The following is a 21422-nucleotide window of genomic DNA, read 5'->3' as shown; positions in this document are numbered from 1 at the left end:
GGTCCGGTGTCGGTCCCGGCGATCATCCGGTGACGACGGCAATCGGGAATAGGGCCTTTGGTCCCTGTTCCCGGACCGGGCTCCGATCGCAGCATTCGAGGGTCGTTTCGAACCGGGAGGGTGCGCGTGAGCGCGAGTGAAGGAGATGCCGCGGCGAGCGCGAGCGTCGATCACGAAGAGGAGTTCAAGCCGACGGGGACCATCTTCCTGCTCGGCTGTTTCATCGCCATGCTGATCCTCTTGTGGGTCACGGTGTACCTGATCCTGCTGAGTCGGGGAGCGACGGGATGAGCGATGAACCGGTGACCGGGGAGGCGCCCCGTCAGTCGATGGGGATCGACCCCTACGAACGCAACTGGATGCGGTTGTCGATCCTTCTGCTCGTCACCTTCGCCGCGACGATCACCATCGGTGGTCTCGTCATGGGCTTCGAGGTGCCCGGCGCAGAGCAGGAGGTCGACCCCCGAACGGTCCTCGACACGCCGCCGTGGTCCGAGCCGGGTGTGCGAGAGGTCGCGCCGGGGATCTTCGAGGCCTACGTGGTCGCCCAGACCTGGGCGTTCGTGCCCCAGTCGATCACGCTCCCGGTCGGCGCCGAGGTCACGATCAACCTCACCAGTCCCGACCTGCAACACGGCTTTCGGGTCGACGAGACGAACCTCAACATGATGGTCGTGCCGGGGCAGGTGTCCACGCTGACGTACACCTTCGACGAACTCGGTGCGTTCACCTACATCTGCCACGAGTTCTGCGGTCGCGGCCACGAGGCGATGTACGGCGTGATCAATGTCGTCTCGCAACAGGACTACGAGGCGCTGAACGCTCCCACCACCACGACAGAAGCGCCGGCGAGCGCCGAGGAGGCCGCAGGATGACCGTCACCGATCCGACCCAGAAGGTCGAACGCAACTGGGACGGCGACTACGACCTGACCGAGGCCGAGAAGAAGTTCGTCGCCCGTCACATCTGGGTCGCCATCTCCGCCCTCTTCGTGGGCTCGCTGTTCGGACCCCTGCAGTCGTTCCAGTATTCGGGGTTCGATCTCTACGGGTACCTCGACCCGATCATCAAGAGCTACTACCAGGGACTCACGATCCACGGCGTGCTCAACGCGCTCGTGTGGACCACCTTCTTCATCGTCGGGTTCACCAACCTGACCACGATGAAGGGGCTCAACCGCCCCCTGGCCAACCCGCGGATCAACCGGATCGGGTTCTGGGTGATGACCGTCGGCGTGCTCATGACCGCCGCGCCGATCCTGCTCAACAAGGCCACCGTCCTCTACACGTTCTACCCGCCGCTCGAGGCGAGCTGGGCCTTCTACCTCGGCCTCACCCTCGTGGTCGTCGGCAGCTGGATCGAGGGGCTCGGCTTCTACCTGACACTGCACGCATGGCGGAAGGACAACCCCGGCGTGCGGTCGCCGTTCATCGCGCTCGGCGGGGTGATCAACGCCGCCATGTGGCAGATCGCCACGCTGGGGGTGGCGATCGAGATCCTCACCATGCTCCTGCCGTGGTCGCTCGGTCTCACCGACGGCACCGACCCGGAGCTCGCCCGCACGTACTTCTGGTTCACGGGCCATCCGCTGGTCTACTTCTGGCTGCTGCCCGCCTACGTGAGCTGGTACGGCATGTTGCCCAAGCAGGCCGGTGGCAAGCTGTTCAGCGATTCGCTGGCCCGGCTCGCGTTCTGGATGTTCCTGATCGTGTCGGTGCCGGTCGGCTTCCATCACCAGTTCGTCGACCCCGGCGTGCCGCAGACGTGGAAGTGGATCCATGCGATCCTGACCTACTCGGTCTTCTTCCCGTCGATGATCACGGCGTTCACGGTGATCGCCTCGTTGGAGTACGCCGGCCGCAAGCGGGGCGGCACCGGTCTGGTCGGCTGGATCCGGTCGCTGCCGTGGAACGATCCGTCCGTCACCGCCCAGCTGCTGGCTGCGATCCTGTTCATGTTCGGCGGTATCGGTGGTCTGACCAACGCGTCGTACAACCTCAATCTGGTGATCCACAACACTGCCTGGGTGCCCGGTCACTTCCATCTGACCGTGGCAACGGCCGTGACGCTGTCGTTCATCGGCATCACCTACTGGATGATCCCCTACCTGACCGGGAAGGAGCTGTGGAGCCCGAAGGTGGCCCTGTTCCAGGCATGGACGTGGTTCGTCGGCATGATCATCTTCTCCAACGCGATGCACATGCTCGGGTTGCTGGGAGCGCCCCGCCGCACGGCGCTCGGCGACGCTCCCTACGTTCCGGAGTCGTGGGACGGCCACCTGATGCGGGTGTCGATCGGTGGGGCGATCCTGCTCGTCTCCGTGCTGACCTACGTGACCATCGTGATCAAGACGGTGCGAGGACCGAAGGTCGCCGCCGAACTCGTGCCCACGGTCCCGATCGCCGAATCGATCCGGAGCCCACAGCTCACGCCGGACTGGCTCGACCGGTTCAAGCCGTGGCTGATCGCGGCCGCAGCCCTGCTGGTGTTCGCCTACGGACCCCAACTCGTCGACCAGATCCTCAACATGAACCTGAACGCCCCCGGCACCGACTTCACCCCCTGGTAGCGACGTCGTCTCGATGTCGTCCCGCCTCGCATCCCCCGACGAGTCACCCGCCCGCCGAGTCGTCGAACGGCTCGACGCGCGGGCCGACGCGGCGATGCGGCGCGCCACCGGGTCGGCCCGGGCGAACCCGCTCCTCCACGCCGGAACCATCAGTGTCTTCCTGCTCGTCGTGGTCGTGCTGTCGGGCGTCTACATCACGCTGTTCTTCGAGTTCGGATTCGTCGAGTCGTTCGAGTCGGTCCAGCGTCTCACCGACCATCCCGTGCAACGGGTGGTCCGCTCCGTGCACCGGTACTCGTCGGCCGCCCTGGTGGCCACCACGGCCGTCCACGCATGGCGGACCTTCGTGGCCGGCCGATTCACCGCCGGCCGGAGGTTCCGGTGGCTGACCGGCGTCGCCGCCCTCGGTCTGGTGTGGCTGGCCGGTGTCACGGGGTACGCCCTCGTCGGCGACCAGCGGGCGCAGGCCATCGGCGGCGCCGTCGCCAACCTGATCGAGCGGACGGGATGGGGGGCGTCACGAGTCGGGCAGGCGATGCTCGACTCTGCCGAGGGCACCGGTGGCTCCGGACTCTTCCTCTTCGTCTGGTTCCTCCACCTCGGGCTCACCGCCGTCATCGGCTGGGCGATCTGGCGTCATCTGCGGCGGAGTCGCCAGGCGATCGTGCCACCGCGCCACTGGATGGTCGCCATGGCTGTCGGCCTTCTCGCCCTTTCGCTGATCGTGCCCGCCGATCTTCTCGGCAGGGCCGACCCGGCCCGCCTCCTGCCGGACATGTCGCTCGACCCGTTCATGCTGTTCCTGCTGCCACCGCTGCGCTCGGCGGCGGGGGAGTTGGTGCTCGCCGCAATGGTGCTCCTGGGCGGCGCCGTCGCCGCGATTCCGTGGGTGCTGCGCGACCGGCCCGGCATCGTCGTGGCGATCGACGAAGCCGCGTGCACGGGGTGCGACCTGTGTGTCGTCGACTGTCCCTATCTGGCCCTCGAGATGGTCGAGAACGCCGATGGTCGGTCGGTGGCCCGTCTCGATCCGGCCGCGTGCGTCGCCTGCGGCATCTGCCTCGGATCGTGCTCGTTCGGGGCCATCTCCATGCCGGGGCAGCCCGAGCCGGCCGCCGTCGACTGTGCCGGACGTGCGGTCGTCGTCACCTGTCGTCGTCAGGCGCGCCACACCGGTGGCGGCGGCCCCGAGGGGGTCATCGTCGAGGTCGAGTGCACCGGGGCGATGCATCCGTCCGCCGTTCACGAGCTCACGACCCGCGGTGCGGTGTCCGTCGACGTCGTCGGCTGCGCGCCGGGCGAGTGCGGCTACGGCATCGGGAACCGGCTGACCCACGAACGCCTGCAAGGACAGCGGGCGCCGCATGTGGCCCGTCGGGACCTCGGCCTCGCCACCGAGACCTATGTCGAGCTCGGTGCGCTCCGCGGTGCCCAGTTGCCCGCCGCCGCGCCCGACCCGGATGCGTCGGAGCTGCCGGGATCGCGGCGGGCCCGACTCGTGGGCGCCGCAGTCGTCGCTGTGTCGCTCCTTCTCGTGGGCGCCGCAACCCTGCTGCCGTTCGGTGGCGATGGTGAGCGCGCCGGTGTGCGGGTCGTCGTGTCGCACCGTCCCGGCGCACAACTCGAAGGGCAGGACGGTGCGTCGGGCGCCGGCGCGGACCTCGCCGAGGTGTCGATCTCCGTCGACGGCGCCGAGGTCCGCAGGGCCGGTCTCGCCGAATGGGACGGCGTAGCGACCGGCGCGGTCGACGCGACGCTCGAGCCGGGCCGTCACGACATCGAGGTGGTGCTCATCGAGGGCGACGACCGGTCGGTGCTCTTCGACGACGCCGTCGAGCTCGTCGCCGGGCAGCGACTTCTCGTGCCGGCCGTCGACGTACCGCCTCCGCCCGGCGTCGCCGCCGGCCGCACCGTGTTCACCGAGGCGAGGATCGGTGGCTGCACGATCTGTCACTCGACCGACCGCGGCGTGGACGACGTCGGCCCGTCCCTCTACGGCGTGGCCGATCGTGCCGGCTCCACCGTCGAGGGCATGACCGCGGCGGAGTACCTCCGGGAGTCGATCGTCGACCCCGACGCCCATGTGGTCGAGGGGTGGCCGGCCGGGCAGATGCTCCCTGTCTACGGTGAGCGGCTCACGGAGTACCAGATCGATTCGCTGGTCGAGTATCTGCTGACGCTGGAGGGAAGCTCGTGACGACGCGCCCCGACACCCAGCCCGCCGAGCGCTCAGGCCTTCTGGAAGATGGTCTCGGTCCCGACCCCGTCGACGCCGTCGATGGTGCGGGTACCGATGAAGTCGCCGTTGTCGGCCAGGACGTAGCGGGCGGTGCCGGACGCATCGCCGCCGGGCGCGGAGATGGTCGTCCACTCGACCTCGAACTCGTTGCCCGTGAGGGTACCGATGCCCTCCTGGAGGGTGCCGGTGATCAGCCAGCGCACGAGGTACTCGTCGCCGACCTCGGTGGCATCGATCACGACGGTTCCGGAGTACTCCTCGCCACGGACGTCGATGCCGTTGACGGTGTAGGTGCCGAGGATGCCCTCGCCGTCGACGACAGCGGTGCCGGGTTCGGAGCATCCGGTGGCGACGGGTACGGCGGCGAGGACCAGGGCGGTGACCAGGAGCGTGACGGTGCGGCGCATGGCCCCGACGGTAGTCATCGTCGACGGTTCCCTCTGTGGACCAAGGTCCTGATGTGGGTCGGCGGTGTGATCGCCGGCGCCGCGCTCGCGTTCGCGATCCTCCAGCCGATCAAGGTGTTGCCCCGGATCCGGGTCGCTCCCGGCTACGCGATGACCGACCAGACCGGCGCGACGTTCACGAGCGAGACCACGAGGGGCACGGTGACGCTGTATTCGTTCACTCCCCTCGACTGCGGTCGGCGTTGCGACGACATCTTCGCGACCCTCGCCGACGTGAGGACGAGGGTTGCCGACGAGGTGGATCTCGGTGAGGTCGACTTCCGCGTCGTCACGATCGCGTTGGCCGATGCCCCCACCGCCGATGCCCTCGGCGCGGCGGCCGAGGCCAGTGGTGCCGACGGCGAGGAGTGGATCTGGGTCGGGGGGCCGCTCGATCGTGTGCGCACCGTCGTCGGTGCCGGATTCCGTCAGTACTTCGACCTGTCCGACAATGGCGAGGTCGACTTCGATCCCGGCTATGCGCTCGTCGACGGGAGTGGCATCATCCGGGGCGAATACCGCTATCGCACGCTCGCCGAGGACGCCGAGAAGATGGTCAACCAGATCGACTCGCTGGGTGTGGAACTGCGGCATTCCACCGGCGCGGCCGGGCTCGCCTACGAAGCCGCGCACCTCTTCTCCTGCTATGGCTGATGCTCCCGGTGTGGCCGATCCCCGTCCGCTCTGGATCCGTCTGCTGCGGACGGTCGTGCCGATGCTGCTGGCGATCGCCGCCGGAGCGATCGTGCTCGTGTTCGTGGTGCGCGAGGTCGCGCCCCACTCGTGGAGCGGCACCGCGTTCGCCGATCCGGATCCGGCACCGGACTTCACCGGCCTCTCCTTCGATTCCGGAGAACCTGCGGACCTCGACCGCTACGAGGGGAAGGTGGTCGTCGTCTACTTCGGCTACACGTCGTGCCCCGATGTGTGCCCTCTCACGCTGAGCCGGGCCGCCCGGGCCATCGACGGTCTCGGAGATCGAGGCGACGACGTCCAGCTGTTCATGATCTCCGTCGACCCGGCCCGCGACACCCTCGAGCGTCTCGGCGAGTACCTCCGGTTCTTCGACGAACGATTCATCGGCGTCGGCGGTGACGTCGCCGCGGTGGCCGACGTGGCGGCCAGCTATGGCGTGTTCTTCGAGCCGCAGCCACCCGAGGACGACGGGTTCTACGAGGTCGACCACACCGCCACGCTGCTCGGCATCGACCGGCAGGGGAACCTGAAGGTGATCTGGAACCCCGACGTCGAAGCCGACCCGTTGCGATCCGACCTCGAGGAGCTGCTCGGATGAGGGGGATGCGGCCCTTCGTCGGGGTCGCGGTCGCGACCCTGCTCTTCGCCGGTTGCGGCGACGACACCGGGCCGGCCGACACCGCGGGAGCGCTCTCGGTGCGCGATGTGTGGGCCCGACCGACGGCACCGGGCGCGCCGACCGCGGCGTTCTACTTCGCGGTCGAGAACACCGGCACGCAAGCGGATCGTCTACTCGGGGCGACGTCGTCGGCGTGCCTCTCGACCATGGTGCACCGCTCGACGGTCGACGACGGGGTCACGAGCATGGAGCCGACATCTGCCGAGGAACTCACGCTCGAGCCGCAGGGGCGGTTGGCCTTCGAGCCCGGCGGCCTCCACGTGATGTGTCTGGGCCTGGTCACGCCACTCACCGAGGGCGCCGACATCGACCTTCGGCTGACGTTCGAGATGGCAGGGGGCGTCGACGTGACGGCCGCGGTCGAAGATCGCTGACTGAATCGGCGCGGGATTCCGCGCCGCACGTGGCACCATTGCGGGATGGAACCACGCTTCGGACGGGTACTCACTGCCATGGTGACGCCCTTCAACGCCGACGGATCCCTCGACCTCGACGGTGCGCAGGAACTCGCCGCTCATCTGACGACGGTCGGCGGCAACGACGGTCTGGTCATCGCCGGCACGACCGGTGAGAGCCCGACGCTGACCCACGACGAGCAGATCGATCTGATCCGCGCCGTCGTCGAGGCGACCGAGACCCCGGTGGTCGCGGGTGCGGGCAGCAACGACACCAGAGCGGCCGTCGAGTTGACCCGGCGGGCGACCGCGGCCGGCGCCCACGGCATTCTCCACGTGGCCGGCTACTACAACCGGCCGTCGCAGGCCGGCCTGAGCGAGCACTTCCGTGCCTGCGCGGCGGCGACCGACCTCCCGATCCTCCTCTACGACATCCCCGTCCGCACCGGGCGCAAGATCGCGACCGAGACGATGGTCGACCTCTTCACCGACGTCGACAACATCGTCGGCGTGAAAGACGCGGCCGGCAGCCCGGCCGAGACGGCCCGGATGCTGTCGCTCGCCCCGGAGGGCACCGAGGTCTACAGCGGCGACGACGGTCTCACCCTGGCGCTGATGGCGATCGGCGGTGTCGGCACCATCGGTGTCGCGACCCATTGGGTGGGCAATGAGACCTCCGAGATGATGAATGCCTTCTTCGGCGGCGACGTCCACAAGGCCGCCGAGATCAACCGACGCCTCATCCCGTCCTACGAGTTCGAGACGGGCGATCTCGCGCCCAACCCGGTGCCGACCAAGGCCATGCTGCGACTCCTCGGTCTCCCGGGCGGGCCCACGCGGATGCCGATGGGCCCCGAACCGGCGTTCGTCGAGGACGACGCCAAGGCCGTGCTCGCCGAACTCGGTCGAGCCTGAGATGGGATCCGGAAAGCCGGCCGCACCCGTTCGCATCACCTTCCTCGGCGGCCTCGGCCAGATCGGTCGCAACTGCGCCGCCATCGAGACCGAGGGACGCATCGTCGTCCTCGACTGCGGTCAGATGTTCGCGGGCGATGATCTGCCCGGCGTCGACGCGGTCCTGCCGGACCTCAGCTATCTGATCGACAACGCCGATCGGGTGGAGGCGATCATCGCCACGCATGCGCACGAGGACCACATCGGGGCGCTCCCGTACCTGATGGCGCACCTCTCGGTTCCGATCTACGGGTCGGCTTTCACCCTGGGGCTCATCCAGCACAAGCTCAAAGAGGTCCGACTCTTGGACCGGGCGCAGCTCCGCGAGATCAAGGACGGCGACCGCGGGATGGTGGGGCCCTTCGACTGTGAGTTCCTCCCGGTCACCCACTCGATCCCGTCGGGCAACATCACCGCCTTCCACACCGACCAGGGCGTCATCTTGCATTCGAGCGACTTCAAGCTCGACCTCACGCCGGTCGACGGACGCCGCACCGATCTCTCCCGTATCGGCGCGCTCGCCTGGGACCCGGGAATCCGCCTGCTGCTGGCCGACTCGACCAACGCCGATCAGCCCGGTGCGTCGCGTTCGGAAAAGGACGTCGGCGCGGCGTTGAGCGCCGTCATCCGGGGCGAGGAGGGTCGGCGCGTGATCATCGCGTCGTTCGCCAGCCATATCCATCGGATCCAGCAGATCGCCGACGCGGCGGTCGAGACCGGGCGGGTGCTCGTCACGCTCGGGCTGTCGATGCGACGCAACGTGAAGCTCGCGCGAGACGTGGGGATCCTCCGCATTCCCGACGCCCACATCCGAGACATCGAGGACATCGGCGATCTCGAACCAGAACGCGTCGTCGTGGTCTGTACGGGGTCCCAGGGCGAGCCACGGGCGGCCCTGACACAGATGTCGATCGGGGAGAGCCGCTGGATGAAGCTCGACGACAACGACACCGTCGTCTTCAGTTCCCACCCGATCCCGGGCAACGAGGCGGCGGTCGCGTCGGTGCGCAACGGACTCGCCCGCCTCGGCGCGAAGGTGCTCCACAGCGGCCAGGTCGACGTCCACACCAGCGGCCACGGCAAGCAACAGGAATTGGCCACCCTCCACTCCGTTGCCGTGCCCGAATGGTTCGTGCCCGTCCACGGCGAATACGCCCACCTCGTCGCCCATCGGGATCTCGCCTACAAGATGGGAATGCCGCACGACCGCGTCGTCTTCTGCGAGGACGGTGACCAGATCGAACTCAGCGACGACGGCATCACCCATCTCGGATCGATCGGCACCGACCGCGTGTACGTCGACGGCATGGTCGGCGACCTCGGCAACGCCGTGCTCGGCGACCGCCGCGTGCTCGGCGACGACGGCTTCGTCACGATCGTGGTGCACGTCGATCTGGAGCGTGGTGAGATCATCGCCGGCCCCGACGTCGTCACCCGCGGGTGGGTCGAGAAGCCGGCGCTGCTCGCCCACGAGACCGCAGTGGCCGACGCAGTGGAGCGTGATCTGCGCAAGGCACTGAAGGCTGGCGAGAACGATCTGGAGAAGCTCAGCCAGATCACTCGTCGCTCGGCCGGTCAGACGGTCAGCGACCGTACCCGCCGTCGCCCCATGATCGTGCCCATGGTGCGCGAGGGCTGATCCGCTGCCCTACCCGGTCGGCCTCGTTTTCGCCGAAACGACGACGAGATCACGCCGAGCACGATGAGGTCGGAGATGACCACCTCCCGGCTCGATTTCCACTTCGTCGTGTCGGAGCTGGCGGCGCACATCGCGCGACCGCACGCGCGAACCGCGCGAGTGGGGTGCCCCGGGGCCGGCACCCCGCGCTGGTAGGTTCGAAGACATCGTGGCCACCAAGACGAACTCCAAGAAGCGCGCCCCGGCCAGGAAGCCGGCGGCGAAGCGGCCCGCAAAGGGTCCCTCCGCGTCCCGCCAAGCGGTCGGATCCGTGCTCTCGGGCCATCAGGCCGACCTCTGGGGCGTCGGTGCGATCCTTCTCGGCCTCCTTGCGGCGGCCAGCGTCTGGATCGGCGCCGCGGGCGTCGTCGGCGAGGGATTCGACGATGCGCTCGCGCTCGGGCTCGGCCTGTTGCGGGTGATCATCCCGATCGGACTCGTCGGGCTCGGCGTCGCCCTCATCCGGGGCGACGACGTCGACGATTCCGAAGCGGAGCGGCTCGCGCGTGTCGCCGTCGGTGGTGCGCTCATCGTCGTGGCCCTCGCGGGGCTGCTCCACGTGCTGCGCGGTCGTCCCGGCATCGATGATCCGGTCAGCGAGATCGGGGCGGCCGGCGGCATCCTCGGGATGGCGATCGGCGGCCCCCTCCATGGCCTGCTCGCGCTCGCCGGCAGCGTTCTCATCCTGATCGCGGTCGCCCTCGTCGGGGTGATGGTGCTGACCGGCTCGACGGCGCGTGAAGTCGGTGGGGGGATCGCGAAGGTGGTCGGTCCGGCCGCCGGCGCAGTCACCCGCACGTTCCGCGGGCTGTTCGCCGATCCCAACTCGGAGGTCATCGACCTTCGAGACGACGCTGCGGCGCCGCAACCGGCGCCGCAACCCGAACCGGAGCCGGACCCCGAGCCCGACGAGCCGGCGGCCAAGATCTCACGCAAGGCGAAGGCCACAGCCGAACCGGTGAAGGAGCAGGAGCAGCAGGCGCTGCCGATGATGGATCCCGGCGACTGGACGCTGCCGCCGCTGTCGATGCTGGCCCGCAGCGACAAGCAGGAGATCGATGCGGTGGAGGTCGCCGAGCGGGGCAAGCTCCTGCACGCGGCGCTCGCCCAGTTCGGCGTCGAGACCACACTGCTCGAACCCGTCGTCGGTCCGACCGTCACCCGTTATGTGCTCGAGTTGGGTGAGGGCGTCAAGGTCAGCAAGCTCGAGAGCCTCCGGAAAGACATCGCCTACGCGATGGCCTCGCCCGACGTGCGAATCCTCGCGCCGATCCCGGGTCGCCGGGCGATCGGTGTGGAGGTGCCCAACAGCAGCCGCGAGATCATCACCGTCGGCGACATCCTCGGCTCGAAGGAAGCCCGCCAGGCATCCCATCCGCTCGAAGTGGCGATCGGTCGCGACATCAACGGCCGCAACATGATGGTCAACCTGGCAACGATGCCCCACGTCCTCATCGCCGGTGCCACCGGCGCCGGCAAGTCGTCGTGCCTCAACTCGTTGTTGACCTCGATCCTGATGCGTTCGACTCCCGATCAGGTCCGCCTGATCCTCGTCGACCCGAAACGGGTCGAGATGGGGCAGTACGACAAGGCGCCGCACCTGCTCACCGCACCGGTGACCGATCCGCGTAAGGCGGCCAACGCCCTCGCGTGGGCAGTGCGCGAGATGGAGCGGCGCTACGACCTCTTGCACAAGGTCGGCTTCCGCGACATCACCGGCTACAACAACGCGGTCGACGCCGACACCCTCGAGGTCGGGCTCGGCGAGGTCGACGAGCACGGAGAGCCGCTGAAATACCGCCGGCTCCCGTTCATCCTCGTGGTGGTCGACGAGCTCGCCGACCTCATGATGGTCGCGGCGCGAGACGTCGAGGATTCCATCGCCCGCATCGCCCAGATGGCACGCGCCGTCGGCATCCACCTCGTGATCGCGACGCAGCGCCCGTCGGTCAACGTCATCACCGGGGTGATCAAGGCCAACGTCCCCGCCCGTCTCGCCTTCGCGGTCTCCAGTCTCACCGATTCACGGGTCATCCTCGATCAGCCCGGGGCGGAGCGCCTCGTGGGCAAGGGCGACCTCCTGATGCTCGGGCCGTCGTCGTCGTCTCCGCATCGCGTGCAGGGATGCTGGGTCGAAGAAGACGAGGTTCGCGCCATCGTCAAGCACTGGCGCGACCAGGCGCCGGAGTTCACCGAGGACCAGACCGTGGCGCTCGAGACCAAGGGCGGTGGTGAGCATGGCGGCGAGCAGAGCACGCTTGCGCCCTCGCTGCCCGGTGGCGTGACCAACACGCCGCCGTCGCTCGACACGATCACCGCCGCGCCCCCCGAAGCCGACGACGACGGCGACGATCTCCTCGTCCAGGCCATGGAACTCGTGGTGCAGACACAACTCGGGTCGACATCGATGCTGCAACGCAAGCTCCGTGTCGGGTTCGCCCGCGCCGGTCGCATCATGGACCTGCTCGAAGAGAAGGGGGTCGTAGGACCCTCGACGGGCTCGAAGGCCCGCGACGTGCTGATTTCTCCCGAGGAGCTCGCCGAGCGTCGAGGCGAAGGCTGATTCGCCCGTAGAATCTGGCACCACATGCTGCTCGGTCTCGTCTTCGCCATCGGTGGCCTGTCGGTTCTGACGCTGGCATCGGATCAGTTCGTCAAGGGCGCGGCGCGGCTTGCCACCGTGTTCAACGTTGCGCCCGTCATCGTCGGTGCCGTCGTCATCGGTTTCGGGACCAGCGCGCCCGAGATGGTGGTGTCCGGGCTGGCCGCGGTCGACGGCAACCTCGACATCGGTGTCGGCAATGTCGTCGGGTCCAATGTGGCCAACATCTCGTTGGTGCTGGCACTGGCATCGTTCATCACCGTGATCCCGGTCAGCTCGCAGACCGTCCGTCGGGAGGCGCCCATCTCGGTGGCTGCCGTGCTGGTGTTCGCCGGCCTGATCCAGGGTGACCTGAGCCGCTGGGAGGGCGCTGCGCTCGGTGCCCTGCTGATGCTGGTGCTCGTGTCGGTGCTGCGTTCAGCGCGGCGCGGTGACCCGCTCGCAACCGACGTCGAGGAGTTGGTGGGCGACGAGGAACACTCGACGAAGCTCGAGACGTTTCGCACCGTGACCGGCCTCGTGCTCGTCATCGCGTCGGCCTGGTTCATCGTGGAGGGCGCCACCCTGATCGCCGACGAGCTCGATCTGTCCGGCGGATTCGTCGGGTTCACGCTCGTCGCGGTGGGCACCTCGGCGCCCGAGCTCGTCACCGCGATGGCAGCCGCCCGTCAGCGAGAAACCGATCTCCTGATCGGCAACCTGCTCGGCTCCAACGTGTTCAACAGCCTCGCCGTCGGCGGTGTGATCGGGCTCGTCGGACCCGGACCCGTCCTCGACACCCGGCTCGCCGAGTGGGGCTCGGTGATGATGGTCGTCATCGTGGTGGTGAGCTGGCTGATGATGATCACCGGTTCGCGTGTCACCCGCCGTGAGGGCGTGGTGCTGCTGGCCCTGTGGGTCGGCAGCGTCATCCTGCTTTCTGGCGGCTGACCTGCGCTTCGGCCGCGAGCACATGGCTGAACATCCGGTAGGCCAGCGCCACCATCATCACGACCGCCGCGACGATCGACGTGATGGCGTAGAGACGGTTGTTGGCGTCGGTGCCGGAGTAGGTGCCGTGGAGACTGGCCATCCAGAAGGTCGCCGCACTCGTCCGATGGATGCCGCGCCAGATCCGGCGGGGGATCCGCTTCATCGCCAGCGAGGTGACCTCGACCACGACCAGCAGCCACATCGCGAGCACCCCCCACGCGACCGCGCCGGTCTTGTAGTCCGACGCGAACGGCACCGTCAGGTCGGCGACGGAGAACTCGATGTAGCTGTCGGCCACGAGCGCGGCGATGTGGATTGCCGTGAACCCGACGGCCAGGCCGCCGAGCCAACGGTGCAGGTCGAGCAGCCAGGCCGGCCGGCGGCTCTCCGAGAAGAGATCGGTGGCGAGCACGATGCCCCACAGCACCGATGCCGTGAGGATCAGCCATGCGACGATCCCGGACGCCCGGGAGAGGTACCACCAGAACTGGGGATTCATCGCACGGCCTCCGTGAGAGCGTTCGAGGGGGACGCGAGCGAGCCGAACCGGACTTCTGCGCCGTCGTTGGTCATGGCGAAGCCGCTGAGAGACCGTTCGGCGGCGTAGGCATCGGCGAGGGCGCTGCCGTTGAGGAGCAGCGCTGTGGCGTGGGCTTCGGCCTGCCACCCGGTCGGCGCGATGACGGTGACCGCGGCGAGGTCGGTCGCCGCGCTCTGCCTCGTCCTGGGGTCGATGGTGTGATGACGCGAGACGCCGTCCGAAACGGAGCGGCGCTTGCGGGTGCTCGATGTGGCCACCCCACCACCGGAGAGGGTGAGTCGGGTGCAGATCGTGCCCGGTTCGAGGGGATGCTCGACGTCGATGGTCCACCCCGATTCGTCCGGTGCGCGACCAGCGGCGGTCATGTCGCCCCCGATGCTGACCAGAGCGCCGGCGGTGCCACCGGCGAGCAGCATCTCGACGGTCAGATCGGCTGCGAGCCCCTTGCCGATCCCGCCGGCATCGACGGCCAGGCCGCCGGGTAGGCGGATGCGAGAGCGCGAGGTGTCGATCTCGGCGTCGTCGATGCTCAGACCGGGACACGGCAGATCGACGACGACGGACCGACGGCCAGGGTCGTCGGCGCTGTGCACATAGCCGGTCTCGAGGACCTCGAAGAGAAAGGTCGGATCGAACCAGGCGGCGGTGTCGGCCGCTGCCCGTTGCATGGTGGTCACCAGCACCATCGTGGCGACCGACACCTCGACCCAGTCGCCCTGGGCCGTGTTGAGCATCGACAGTTCACTGTCGTGGCGGAACCGACTCCAGCGACGGTCGAGATCGTGAAGATGCTCGACCGCCGCCGTCATCGCAGTGGGGGACGGGTCGACGAGGACGACGTGCGCGTCGCACCCCATCACCCGGAACTGATGGTGTTCAGCTTCCACTGGTCGTGGGGGTCGGCGCCGGAGCCGGCGCCGGCGCCGCGGTCACGACCGGGGTCGGTGCCGCGGTGACGACCGGCGTCGGGGCGGCGGTGACGACGGGGGCCGGCGCCGCGGTGACGACCGGGGTCGGGGTCAATGGTGCCGGTGCGGCAATGGCCGGTGCCGGCGACGCGCTCGCAGCCGGGGCCGGGGTGGATGACGCGGCCGGCGCGCCGGTCGCCACATCGGCGGCGACCGTCTCGCCGGGCACGGTCCGCGGGTGGAACACCACGACGACGGGGGGGCCGTCCTCGGATACTTCGCCGGTGAGGACTCCACCCTCCGGGATAGAGGCGACGTCGATGTCGTCCACCGTGAATCCCGGCGGGAGCTCACCCTCGAAGGGCAGGGCGCCGTCTTCGGTGACCGACGGGGTGTCGGCAGCCAGGGTGTTGGAGGGCAGGGTGTTGGCAGGCAGGGTGTCGGCGGGTACTGCTGGTGCCGATGCGGACGTTCCTCCGGTGTCGGCCGTGGCCTCGACTGTGAGCGCTGCCGTGATGCCGAACATCGTGGTGGCGCCGAGACCGGCGGCGAGCACCCTGCCGCTGGCGGCGGGGTGGCGGCGACGGCGACGGCCCGGCCGAGCTCCCGCTGCGGGTGCGGCCGGGGTGGCGGCCGCCGGGGCGGCGGCGTTGCGGGGCTGGCGACGCTGTTGGAGTCGGGCGATTCGGTCGAGCGCCGCCTGGTCCATACCGGTCGGATCAGTCATCGTCGTCGCGGCCTTCGTGCTCGTCGTCGTGATCATCGTCGTGATCGTCGTCGTGATCGTCGTCGTGATCGTCGTACTCGTGGTCGTCGTCGTCGTCGTGGTAGGCCGGTGCCGCGGTGGTCGTGGGCACAGGGGCAGGAGTCGTGACGGCGGGGAGGGCCTCGACCGAGGCGGTGATCGTGCCGTCGGCGTTGAGGACCGCGTGGAACACGAGAGTCGAAACCCCGTCGAAGGTGACCGTCAGCGAACGAGCGGACTGCGTCGAGGTGGTGTAGGAGTAGCCCGAAGCGGGGCTGACCGACTCGATCTCGATGCGATCCCCGTAGTTCTCGATGACGACCTCGCCGGCCGTATCGACCGCGAACGCCTCGTAGGTCGACGACTCTCCGGCGTCGGAGCCGCCGCTCGTGCCGGACGATGCCGGCGACCAATTCGTTCCGGCGGCGAGATGGCCGGGGACCGTGGTGGTGGCGAGGAGCGCATCGAGATCGTCGAGGTAGACGTCGACGACCTCCACACCGACCGGAGCGGTGCTGTCGAGCGGGGAATCGACGGCGGCGGAGAGCTCGCCGACCTCGCTCGAGTCGGCGGCCGTGAGGATGCCGATGTTGGCGCCGACGGCGGCGGTGCCGGCGACGAGGACGCCGACGACCGATGCGGCGGCGGTGAGAACGGGACGGGTGATCATCGGGGGGCCTCCAGGGCTGTGTGGCTGTGAGGAGCTTCGACCTGAACGTACGCACGGTTGATCCAACGTCGTTCCATCAAAAGGTTAGGAAACGGCAAAGATCGACGGTGGGGCACCGATGTGGCCCGGAACCGGCGTCCGGGTGTGTCACCCTTGCGACATGAAACTGCTGGTCGTCGAGGACGACGAGTCGATCTCGGGTCCCTTGCGTACCGGGTTGACCCGCGAGGGGTTCGATGTCGAGATCGCGGCCACGGCCGCCGAGGCGCTTGCAGCGGAGATCCCCGACCTCGTCTTGCTCGATCTGGGCCTGCCGGACCTCGACGGACGCGTCGTGTGCCGGGAGCTTCGTGCACGGTCCTCGGTCCCCATCATCATCGTCACGGCGCGGGGCGACGAGATCGAGCGGGTGACGTTGCTCGAGGCCGGTGCCGACGACTTCATGGTGAAGCCCTATGGATTCCGGGAGCTGGTCGCCCGGATCCGGGCGGTGTTGCGTCGGGTGGCGGCGGCGCCGACACCCGACAACGAGGCCAGGGCGATCGGCGGGCTGCTCGTCGATCCCAAGTCGCGGCGGGTGGAGCGACACGGGACGCCGGTTGCGCTCACGCCACGCGAGTTCGATCTGCTCGTGTACCTCACGGCCGATCCCGGCGCGGTGTTCTCGCGCGACGAGATCATTCACGATGTGTGGGACGAGAACTGGTGGGGGTCGACGAAGACCCTCGACGTGCACGTCGCCTCGCTGCGCAAGAAGATCGGCGCCCAGACGATCGAGACCGTGCGGGGGGTCGGGTTCCGGGTCGTCGACCCCGACGGCGACGAATGACCCGACGGCTCGTCGTCGGCTATCTCGCCATCACCACCTTCGTGCTCGCGATTCTGGGCATTCCGCTCGGGGTCTTCTTCGAACGCCAGCAGATCGACGGGCTCATGACCGATCTCGAGCGTGATGCCACCGTGCTGGCGACGATCTACGAGGATGCCCTCCAGGATGATCTGGTCGCCGACCCGCAACCGGCCCTCGACTACCAGGACCGGACCGGAGCCCGGGTCGTGGTGGTCGACGACGCGGGCATCTCGATCATCGACACGGAGGCGGCCGAAGACCGGGATCTGGGTACGCGGCCCGAGATCGAGGAGGCACTCGCCGGGGTCCACGCGACCGGCTCGCGCTTCTCGACATCGCTCGACACCGAACTGGCATTCGCGGCAGTGCCGGTCGCGTCCGGCGGCGTGGTCTTCGGCGCGGTGCGCGTCACGTTCGAATCCGACCAGGTGCGGCAGCGGGTCAATCGGTTCTGGTGGGGCCTGGGCGCGACCTCTGCCGTGGTCATCGTCGCCGTGGCCGGGGCAGGTTGGGTCATGGCGAGGTCGATCTCGCGCCCGCTCCGCGAACTGCAGGGCACGGCCGAACGGTTCGCCGCAGGCGATCTCGCGACGACGACGCCGAGCGAGAAACTCCCCGAACTGGCGGCGCTCGAGACGGCGATGAACACGATGGCCGCGGAACTCGACAATCTGATCCAGCGGCAGCGGCGATTCGTCGCCGATGCGTCGCACCAGCTGCGGACCCCGCTCACGGCCCTGCGGCTGCGGCTGGAGAACGTCGAAGCGGGGGTGCAGGCCAGCGGTCTCGATGGCGATGCCGAGGAGTTGGGGCGAGCGATCGACGAGACCGACCGGTTGGCACGGCTCATCCAGGACCTCCTGCGGCTCGCGACGGCCAACCAGCCCCGAGATGCCGAACGGATCGACCTCTCGGGCATCGTCCGCGACCGGGTCGACACGTGGACGGCGATCGCCGAGGAGAGCGAAGTGGCGCTCGATGCCGTGTTCGAGGACGGCGAACTGTCCTGTCTGATGGCGCCGGGTGCCCTCGAACAGATCCTCGACAATCTGTTGGAGAACGCGATCAGGGTGTCGCCGGCAGCGAGCGTGATCCGCGTGCGGGTCCGCCGGGCGTTCGGGTTCGCGCGCGTCGACGTCAGCGACGAGGGACCCGGACTCACCGACGAGGAGAAGGACGTCGCGACGGACCGGTTCTGGCGGGGCGATCCGACGACGGAGGGAACCGGGCTCGGGCTGGCGATCGTGGTCCAACTCGTCCTCGCCTCGGGCGGGGCGTTCGTCCTCGAGGACAACGAGCCGACCGGCCTGACCGCCTCCTTCACCGTCCCCCTCTAGGCTGCAGCGGTGTCCGGCCCGCCCCAGACCTACCACCTGACGACGCTCGGCTGTCCGAAGAACGAGGTCGACTCCGACAAGCTCGAGGGAACCCTCGTCGCGGACGGGATGGTTGCCGTCGACGATGTCGACGCGGCCGACGTCGTGGTCGTCAACACCTGTGCCTTCATCGAGGAGGCGCGGGCCGAGTCGATCGACACGATCCTGGCGGTCGCCGCACAGCGCCGTCCGGGGGCGCAGCTCGTCGTCACCGGCTGCATGGCCGAGCGTCACGGCGCCGAACTGGCGGCGGAACTGTCCGAGATCGACCTCGTCGCCCCGTTCGGCGCGGCCCTCACGGGTGGCGCAACCGGGACCTCTTCGGTGGCGGTCTCGCTCGGAGCGACGCGACGGGCGCCCGACTTCGACCTGCTCAACCTTCCCCGTCCGGCGTCGAGCCGGCCCTGGGCCTACGTGAAGATCGCCGAGGGCTGCGACCGGGCCTGCGGGTTCTGCGCGATCCCGACCTTCCGTGGTCCACAGCGGAGTCGATCGATCGAGCAGATCCTCGACGAGGTCGAACAGCTCGGGGCGAAGGAGATCGTGCTCGTCGCCCAGGATCTCGCCGCGTTCGGCCGCGACCAGGGCATCGGCGAGCGGAGCATCGTGCCGCTCGTCGAGCAGGTGGCCGCCCGTGTGGATCGGGTGCGTCTGCTCTACCTCTATCCGTCCGATCTCGACGAACGGCTCATCGACACGATCATCGCCACCGGCGTGCCCTACTTCGATCTGAGCCTCCAACACGTGTCGCCGCCGTTGATGCGTCGGATGCGGCGGTGGGGCGACGGCGACCGATTCCTCGAACGCATCGAGACCATCCGGTCGCGCGAGCCGGAGGCGGCGTTCCGCTCGAACTTCATCGTCGGTTACCCGGGTGAGACCGAGGACGATCACGATCAGCTCCTCGATTTCGTCGAGTCGGCGCGACTCGACTGGTGCGGCTTCTTCGCCTATTCGACGGAGGCCGGGACCTACGCCGCCGATCTCGACGGCACCGTCGACGCCGAACTGCGATCCGATCGCCTGGCCGAGCTCCGCGAGCTCCAGGATGCGATCACGGCCGAGAAACGTGACGAACTGATCGGCCGGACGGTCGAAGTGCTCGTGGACGAGATCGGTGTCGGACGAACCCATCGCGAGGCGCCCGAGATCGACGGAATCGTCTCGGTGCCCCAGACTCTCGCCATGGGGGAGTTCGCGACCGTCGAGATCATCGGGGCGATGGGCCCGGATCTCGAGGCCGAGGTGGCTCGTGACTGAGCTGATCGAACCGCGCCAGGCCGGCATCACCCATCCCGCGAACCTGCTGACCATCACCCGACTCGTCTTCGCCCCCCTGTTGTTCTGGCTGGTGCTCGACGCCGAGGCCAGCCGCGGCGTGTCGTGGGCCGCGTTCGGGCTCGGCATCGCGTTGGCCAGCACCGATTTCTTCGATGGCAGGGTCGCTCGTCGGGCCAACGTCGTGAGCCGCAGTGGCGCCTTCCTCGATCCGCTGGCCGACAAGGTGGTCGTCCTCGGGTCGGGCTTCTGTCTCGTCGCCGTGGAGCGCTACTGGTGGGTGCCGGTGACGATCATGGCGGCGCGCGAGCTCGGGATCACGGCCTGGAGGAGTCGATGGGCGCGCGAGGGGCTCGCGCTCCCGGCCCGGAGGTCGGCGAAGTACAAGACGTTCGTGCAGGGCATCGCTCTCGCCGCAGCGGTCATGCCGACACTCGAGAACCAGGACACCGCCATCACCGTGTTGTTGTGGATCGCGGTCGTCTGGACGGTCGTCACCGGTATCCAGTATCTGGTCGACGGGCAGAACGCCCTGAGTCCCCGCGGCGACTGAGCCGAATTCTCCCGGAGGAAACATGAAGTGTGAAGTCGTTGCGGTCGGGACCGAACTGCTGCTCGGGCAGATCGTCGACACGAATTCGTCGTGGATCGGTGAGCAGCTCGCCCTGGTCGGCATCGACAGTCACTACCAGACCAAGGTCGGCGACAATCTGGACCGGATGGTCGAAGTGCTGCGCCTCGCGGTCGACCGCAGCGACGCCGTGATCGTGTGCGGTGGCCTGGGGCCCACCCAGGACGACATCACCCGCAGCGCCATCGCCGAGGTGATGGGTGTCGAGCTCGTGCGCGACCAGGCGATCGTCGAGAAGATCCAGGCCATGTTCGGCGGTCGTGGTCGCGAGATGCCCGACAACAACCTCCTGCAGGCCGACGTGCCCGTCGGTGCCACGCTCAACCCGGCGATGCCGGGCACCGCACCGGGGCTCATGTGTCCCCTCAGCGGCGCCGACGCGGGCAAGATCATCTACGCGGTCCCCGGCGTGCCCTGGGAGATGCAGCAGATGGTGACGGCGGGGATCCTTCCCGACCTCCAGGCACGCGCCGGGATCACCTCGGTCATCCGCAGCCGGACGCTGCGGACCTGGGGCCAGTCCGAGTCGGGCCTCGCGGAGCAGCTCGACGACGAGATCCGGCGTCTCGACGATGCCGGGACCGCCACCATCGCGTTCCTGGCGAGCGGGTGGGAAGGCCTGAAGGTCCGCATCACCGCGAAGGCACCGACCGAGACCGAGGTCGTCGCCATTCTCGACGAGGAGGAGCAGCGGGTTCGGGAGATCATCGGCGATGTCGTCTTCGGGCTCGACGACGACACCATGGAGTCGGTCGTGCTCGAACTGCTCCGTGAACGCGGCCAGACCCTGGCGCTCGCGGAGTCGCTGACCGGTGGGCTTATCGCCAGCCGGTTGACCGCCCACGCCGGGTTCAGCGACGTGTTCCGTGGCGCCGTCGTGCCCTATCACCGCGACCTGAAGCAGTCCGTGCTCGGCGCACCCGATGTTCCCGCCGTGTCCCAGGAGATGGTCGAGGCCATGGCCGAGGGCGTGTGTGCGACGCTCGGTGCCGATGTCGGCATCGCGGTGAGCGGGGTGGCCGGGCCGGAGCCGCACGAAGGGCTCGACCCCGGTGCGCTGTGGATCGCGATCCACCTGAACGGCGCGACCGAGGCGATCAATCTGACCCTCCCGTTCGATCGTGAGCGCATCCGTCAGTTCACCTGCATCATGGCGCTCAACCTGCTCCGCACCCGGCTCCTGGAGGCCTGAC

At 68.6% G+C, this 21422-nt stretch carries 21 protein-coding genes; 16 read left to right on the top strand and 5 right to left on the bottom strand.

Features of this window, described 5'->3' with window-relative positions; genetic code table 11:
* Positions 1–126 precede the first annotated feature (126 nt).
* From R2707_08455 to R2707_08440, 4 genes are read left to right on the top strand one after another with little or no spacing between them, the layout of a single operon-like run.
* Positions 127–291: a cytochrome c oxidase subunit 2A gene (locus R2707_08455; GenBank protein MEZ5245111.1), complete on the top strand. Its 165-nt coding sequence runs from the start codon at positions 127–129 to the stop codon at positions 289–291.
* Positions 288–875, top strand: coding sequence for a cytochrome c oxidase subunit II (locus R2707_08450; GenBank protein ID MEZ5245110.1), 588 nt, complete (start codon positions 288–290; stop codon positions 873–875). Before R2707_08455 ends, R2707_08450 begins: the two co-directional genes overlap by 4 nt.
* The gene (locus R2707_08445) at positions 872–2569 is read left to right on the top strand and encodes a b(o/a)3-type cytochrome-c oxidase subunit 1 (protein MEZ5245109.1); all 1698 of its coding nucleotides are present in this window, start codon (positions 872–874) and stop codon (positions 2567–2569) included. Before R2707_08450 ends, R2707_08445 begins: the two co-directional genes overlap by 4 nt.
* Positions 2570–2582: 13 nt before the next feature.
* Positions 2583–4766 (top strand): cytochrome b N-terminal domain-containing protein, encoded by a 2184-nt coding sequence (locus R2707_08440; protein MEZ5245108.1) that lies wholly within the window; start codon positions 2583–2585, stop codon positions 4764–4766.
* 32 nt (positions 4767–4798) lie between these two features.
* Here the strand turns inward: R2707_08440 and R2707_08435 are convergent, their stop codons facing one another.
* On the bottom strand, positions 4799–5215 hold the full coding sequence (locus tag R2707_08435) for a hypothetical protein (GenBank protein ID MEZ5245107.1): 417 nt from the start codon (positions 5213–5215) through the stop codon (positions 4799–4801).
* A 51-nt stretch (positions 5216–5266) separates the two neighbouring features.
* Between R2707_08435 and R2707_08430 the strand changes: the two genes are divergently transcribed.
* The 7 genes from R2707_08430 to R2707_08400 all read left to right on the top strand — a co-directional run bounded on the left by R2707_08430 (position 5267) and on the right by R2707_08400 (position 13188).
* Positions 5267–5908, top strand: coding sequence for a hypothetical protein (locus R2707_08430; protein ID MEZ5245106.1), 642 nt, complete (start codon positions 5267–5269; stop codon positions 5906–5908).
* On the top strand, positions 5901–6548 hold the full coding sequence (locus R2707_08425) for an SCO family protein (GenBank protein ID MEZ5245105.1): 648 nt from the start codon (positions 5901–5903) through the stop codon (positions 6546–6548). Before R2707_08430 ends, R2707_08425 begins: the two co-directional genes overlap by 8 nt.
* A 5-nt stretch (positions 6549–6553) precedes the next feature.
* Positions 6554–7003: a copper chaperone PCu(A)C gene (locus R2707_08420; protein MEZ5245104.1), complete on the top strand. Its 450-nt coding sequence runs from the start codon at positions 6554–6556 to the stop codon at positions 7001–7003.
* A 45-nt stretch (positions 7004–7048) separates the two neighbouring features.
* Positions 7049–7939, top strand: coding sequence for a 4-hydroxy-tetrahydrodipicolinate synthase (gene dapA, locus R2707_08415; GenBank protein ID MEZ5245103.1), 891 nt, complete (start codon positions 7049–7051; stop codon positions 7937–7939).
* Position 7940: 1 nt separating this feature from the next.
* Positions 7941–9617: a ribonuclease J gene (locus R2707_08410; protein MEZ5245102.1), complete on the top strand. Its 1677-nt coding sequence runs from the start codon at positions 7941–7943 to the stop codon at positions 9615–9617.
* 208 nt (positions 9618–9825) lie between these two features.
* Positions 9826–12219: a DNA translocase FtsK 4TM domain-containing protein gene (locus tag R2707_08405; protein ID MEZ5245101.1), complete on the top strand. Its 2394-nt coding sequence runs from the start codon at positions 9826–9828 to the stop codon at positions 12217–12219.
* Between the two features lie 24 nt (positions 12220–12243).
* Positions 12244–13188, top strand: coding sequence for a calcium/sodium antiporter (locus R2707_08400; GenBank protein MEZ5245100.1), 945 nt, complete (start codon positions 12244–12246; stop codon positions 13186–13188).
* On the opposite strand, the gene R2707_08395 is transcribed toward R2707_08400, so the two are convergent.
* Genes R2707_08395 through R2707_08380 form a run of 4 tightly spaced genes read right to left on the bottom strand, consistent with a single transcriptional unit; the run spans position 13166 to position 16094 of the window.
* Positions 13166–13729 (bottom strand): ferric reductase-like transmembrane domain-containing protein, encoded by a 564-nt coding sequence (locus tag R2707_08395; GenBank protein ID MEZ5245099.1) that lies wholly within the window; start codon positions 13727–13729, stop codon positions 13166–13168. The two genes, R2707_08400 and R2707_08395, sit on opposite strands and share 23 nt — an antisense overlap.
* Positions 13726–14658 (bottom strand): FAD:protein FMN transferase, encoded by a 933-nt coding sequence (locus tag R2707_08390; GenBank protein ID MEZ5245098.1) that lies wholly within the window; start codon positions 14656–14658, stop codon positions 13726–13728. Before R2707_08390 ends, R2707_08395 begins: the two co-directional genes overlap by 4 nt.
* Positions 14648–15442 (bottom strand): hypothetical protein, encoded by a 795-nt coding sequence (locus R2707_08385; GenBank protein ID MEZ5245097.1) that lies wholly within the window; start codon positions 15440–15442, stop codon positions 14648–14650. Before R2707_08385 ends, R2707_08390 begins: the two co-directional genes overlap by 11 nt.
* Entirely contained in the window at positions 15399–16094 is a 696-nt protein-coding gene (locus R2707_08380; protein MEZ5245096.1) for a hypothetical protein, read from the bottom strand. Before R2707_08380 ends, R2707_08385 begins: the two co-directional genes overlap by 44 nt.
* Positions 16095–16254: 160 nt before the next feature.
* Here R2707_08380 and R2707_08375 point away from each other — a divergent pair, with 160 nt between their 5' ends.
* From R2707_08375 to R2707_08355, 5 genes are read left to right on the top strand one after another with little or no spacing between them, the layout of a single operon-like run.
* Complete coding sequence (locus R2707_08375; protein ID MEZ5245095.1) at positions 16255–16923, top strand: response regulator transcription factor; 669 nt, start codon at positions 16255–16257, stop codon at positions 16921–16923.
* A complete protein-coding gene (locus R2707_08370; protein ID MEZ5245094.1) occupies positions 16920–18281 on the top strand; it encodes a HAMP domain-containing sensor histidine kinase in 1362 nt (453 codons plus the stop codon). The genes R2707_08375 and R2707_08370 overlap by 4 nt, the downstream gene beginning before the upstream one ends.
* A gap of 9 nt (positions 18282–18290) precedes the next feature.
* Positions 18291–19580 carry a 30S ribosomal protein S12 methylthiotransferase RimO gene (gene rimO / locus R2707_08365; protein ID MEZ5245093.1) on the top strand — a complete coding sequence of 430 codons (1290 nt, stop codon included), beginning with the start codon at positions 18291–18293 and terminating at the stop codon, positions 19578–19580.
* Positions 19573–20151 carry a CDP-alcohol phosphatidyltransferase family protein gene (locus R2707_08360; GenBank protein ID MEZ5245092.1) on the top strand — a complete coding sequence of 193 codons (579 nt, stop codon included), beginning with the start codon at positions 19573–19575 and terminating at the stop codon, positions 20149–20151. The genes rimO and R2707_08360 overlap by 8 nt, the downstream gene beginning before the upstream one ends.
* A 22-nt stretch (positions 20152–20173) precedes the next feature.
* On the top strand, positions 20174–21421 hold the full coding sequence (locus R2707_08355) for a competence/damage-inducible protein A (protein ID MEZ5245091.1): 1248 nt from the start codon (positions 20174–20176) through the stop codon (positions 21419–21421).
* The last annotated feature ends 1 nt before the right edge of the window (position 21422 follow it).

This window comes from Acidimicrobiales bacterium (genome assembly GCA_041394245.1).
GTDB lineage: Bacteria > Actinomycetota > Acidimicrobiia > Acidimicrobiales > Aldehydirespiratoraceae > JAJRXC01.
This window is presented reverse-complemented; position numbering and strand designations above follow the sequence as displayed.

Excerpts from the sequence above, each read along its gene's own strand:
- R2707_08450 (MEZ5245110.1), top strand. The coding sequence starts at position 288 with ATGAGCGATGAACCGGTGACCGGGGAGGCGCCCCGTCAGTCGATGGGG.
- R2707_08445 (MEZ5245109.1), top strand. The coding sequence starts at position 872 with ATGACCGTCACCGATCCGACCCAGAAGGTCGAACGCAACTGGGACGGC.
- R2707_08440 (MEZ5245108.1), top strand. The coding sequence starts at position 2,583 with ATGTCGTCCCGCCTCGCATCCCCCGACGAGTCACCCGCCCGCCGAGTC.
- R2707_08435 (MEZ5245107.1), bottom strand. The coding sequence starts at position 5,215 with ATGCGCCGCACCGTCACGCTCCTGGTCACCGCCCTGGTCCTCGCCGCC.
- R2707_08430 (MEZ5245106.1), top strand. The coding sequence starts at position 5,267 with ATGTGGGTCGGCGGTGTGATCGCCGGCGCCGCGCTCGCGTTCGCGATC.
- R2707_08425 (MEZ5245105.1), top strand. The coding sequence starts at position 5,901 with ATGGCTGATGCTCCCGGTGTGGCCGATCCCCGTCCGCTCTGGATCCGT.
- R2707_08420 (MEZ5245104.1), top strand. The coding sequence starts at position 6,554 with ATGCGGCCCTTCGTCGGGGTCGCGGTCGCGACCCTGCTCTTCGCCGGT.
- dapA (MEZ5245103.1), top strand. The coding sequence starts at position 7,049 with ATGGAACCACGCTTCGGACGGGTACTCACTGCCATGGTGACGCCCTTC.
- R2707_08410 (MEZ5245102.1), top strand. The coding sequence starts at position 7,941 with ATGGGATCCGGAAAGCCGGCCGCACCCGTTCGCATCACCTTCCTCGGC.
- R2707_08400 (MEZ5245100.1), top strand. The coding sequence starts at position 12,244 with ATGCTGCTCGGTCTCGTCTTCGCCATCGGTGGCCTGTCGGTTCTGACG.
- R2707_08395 (MEZ5245099.1), bottom strand. The coding sequence starts at position 13,729 with ATGAATCCCCAGTTCTGGTGGTACCTCTCCCGGGCGTCCGGGATCGTC.
- R2707_08385 (MEZ5245097.1), bottom strand. The coding sequence starts at position 15,442 with ATGATCACGACGACGAGCACGAAGGCCGCGACGACGATGACTGATCCG.
- R2707_08380 (MEZ5245096.1), bottom strand. The coding sequence starts at position 16,094 with ATGATCACCCGTCCCGTTCTCACCGCCGCCGCATCGGTCGTCGGCGTC.
- R2707_08375 (MEZ5245095.1), top strand. The coding sequence starts at position 16,255 with ATGAAACTGCTGGTCGTCGAGGACGACGAGTCGATCTCGGGTCCCTTG.
- R2707_08370 (MEZ5245094.1), top strand. The coding sequence starts at position 16,920 with ATGACCCGACGGCTCGTCGTCGGCTATCTCGCCATCACCACCTTCGTG.
- R2707_08355 (MEZ5245091.1), top strand. The coding sequence starts at position 20,174 with ATGAAGTGTGAAGTCGTTGCGGTCGGGACCGAACTGCTGCTCGGGCAG.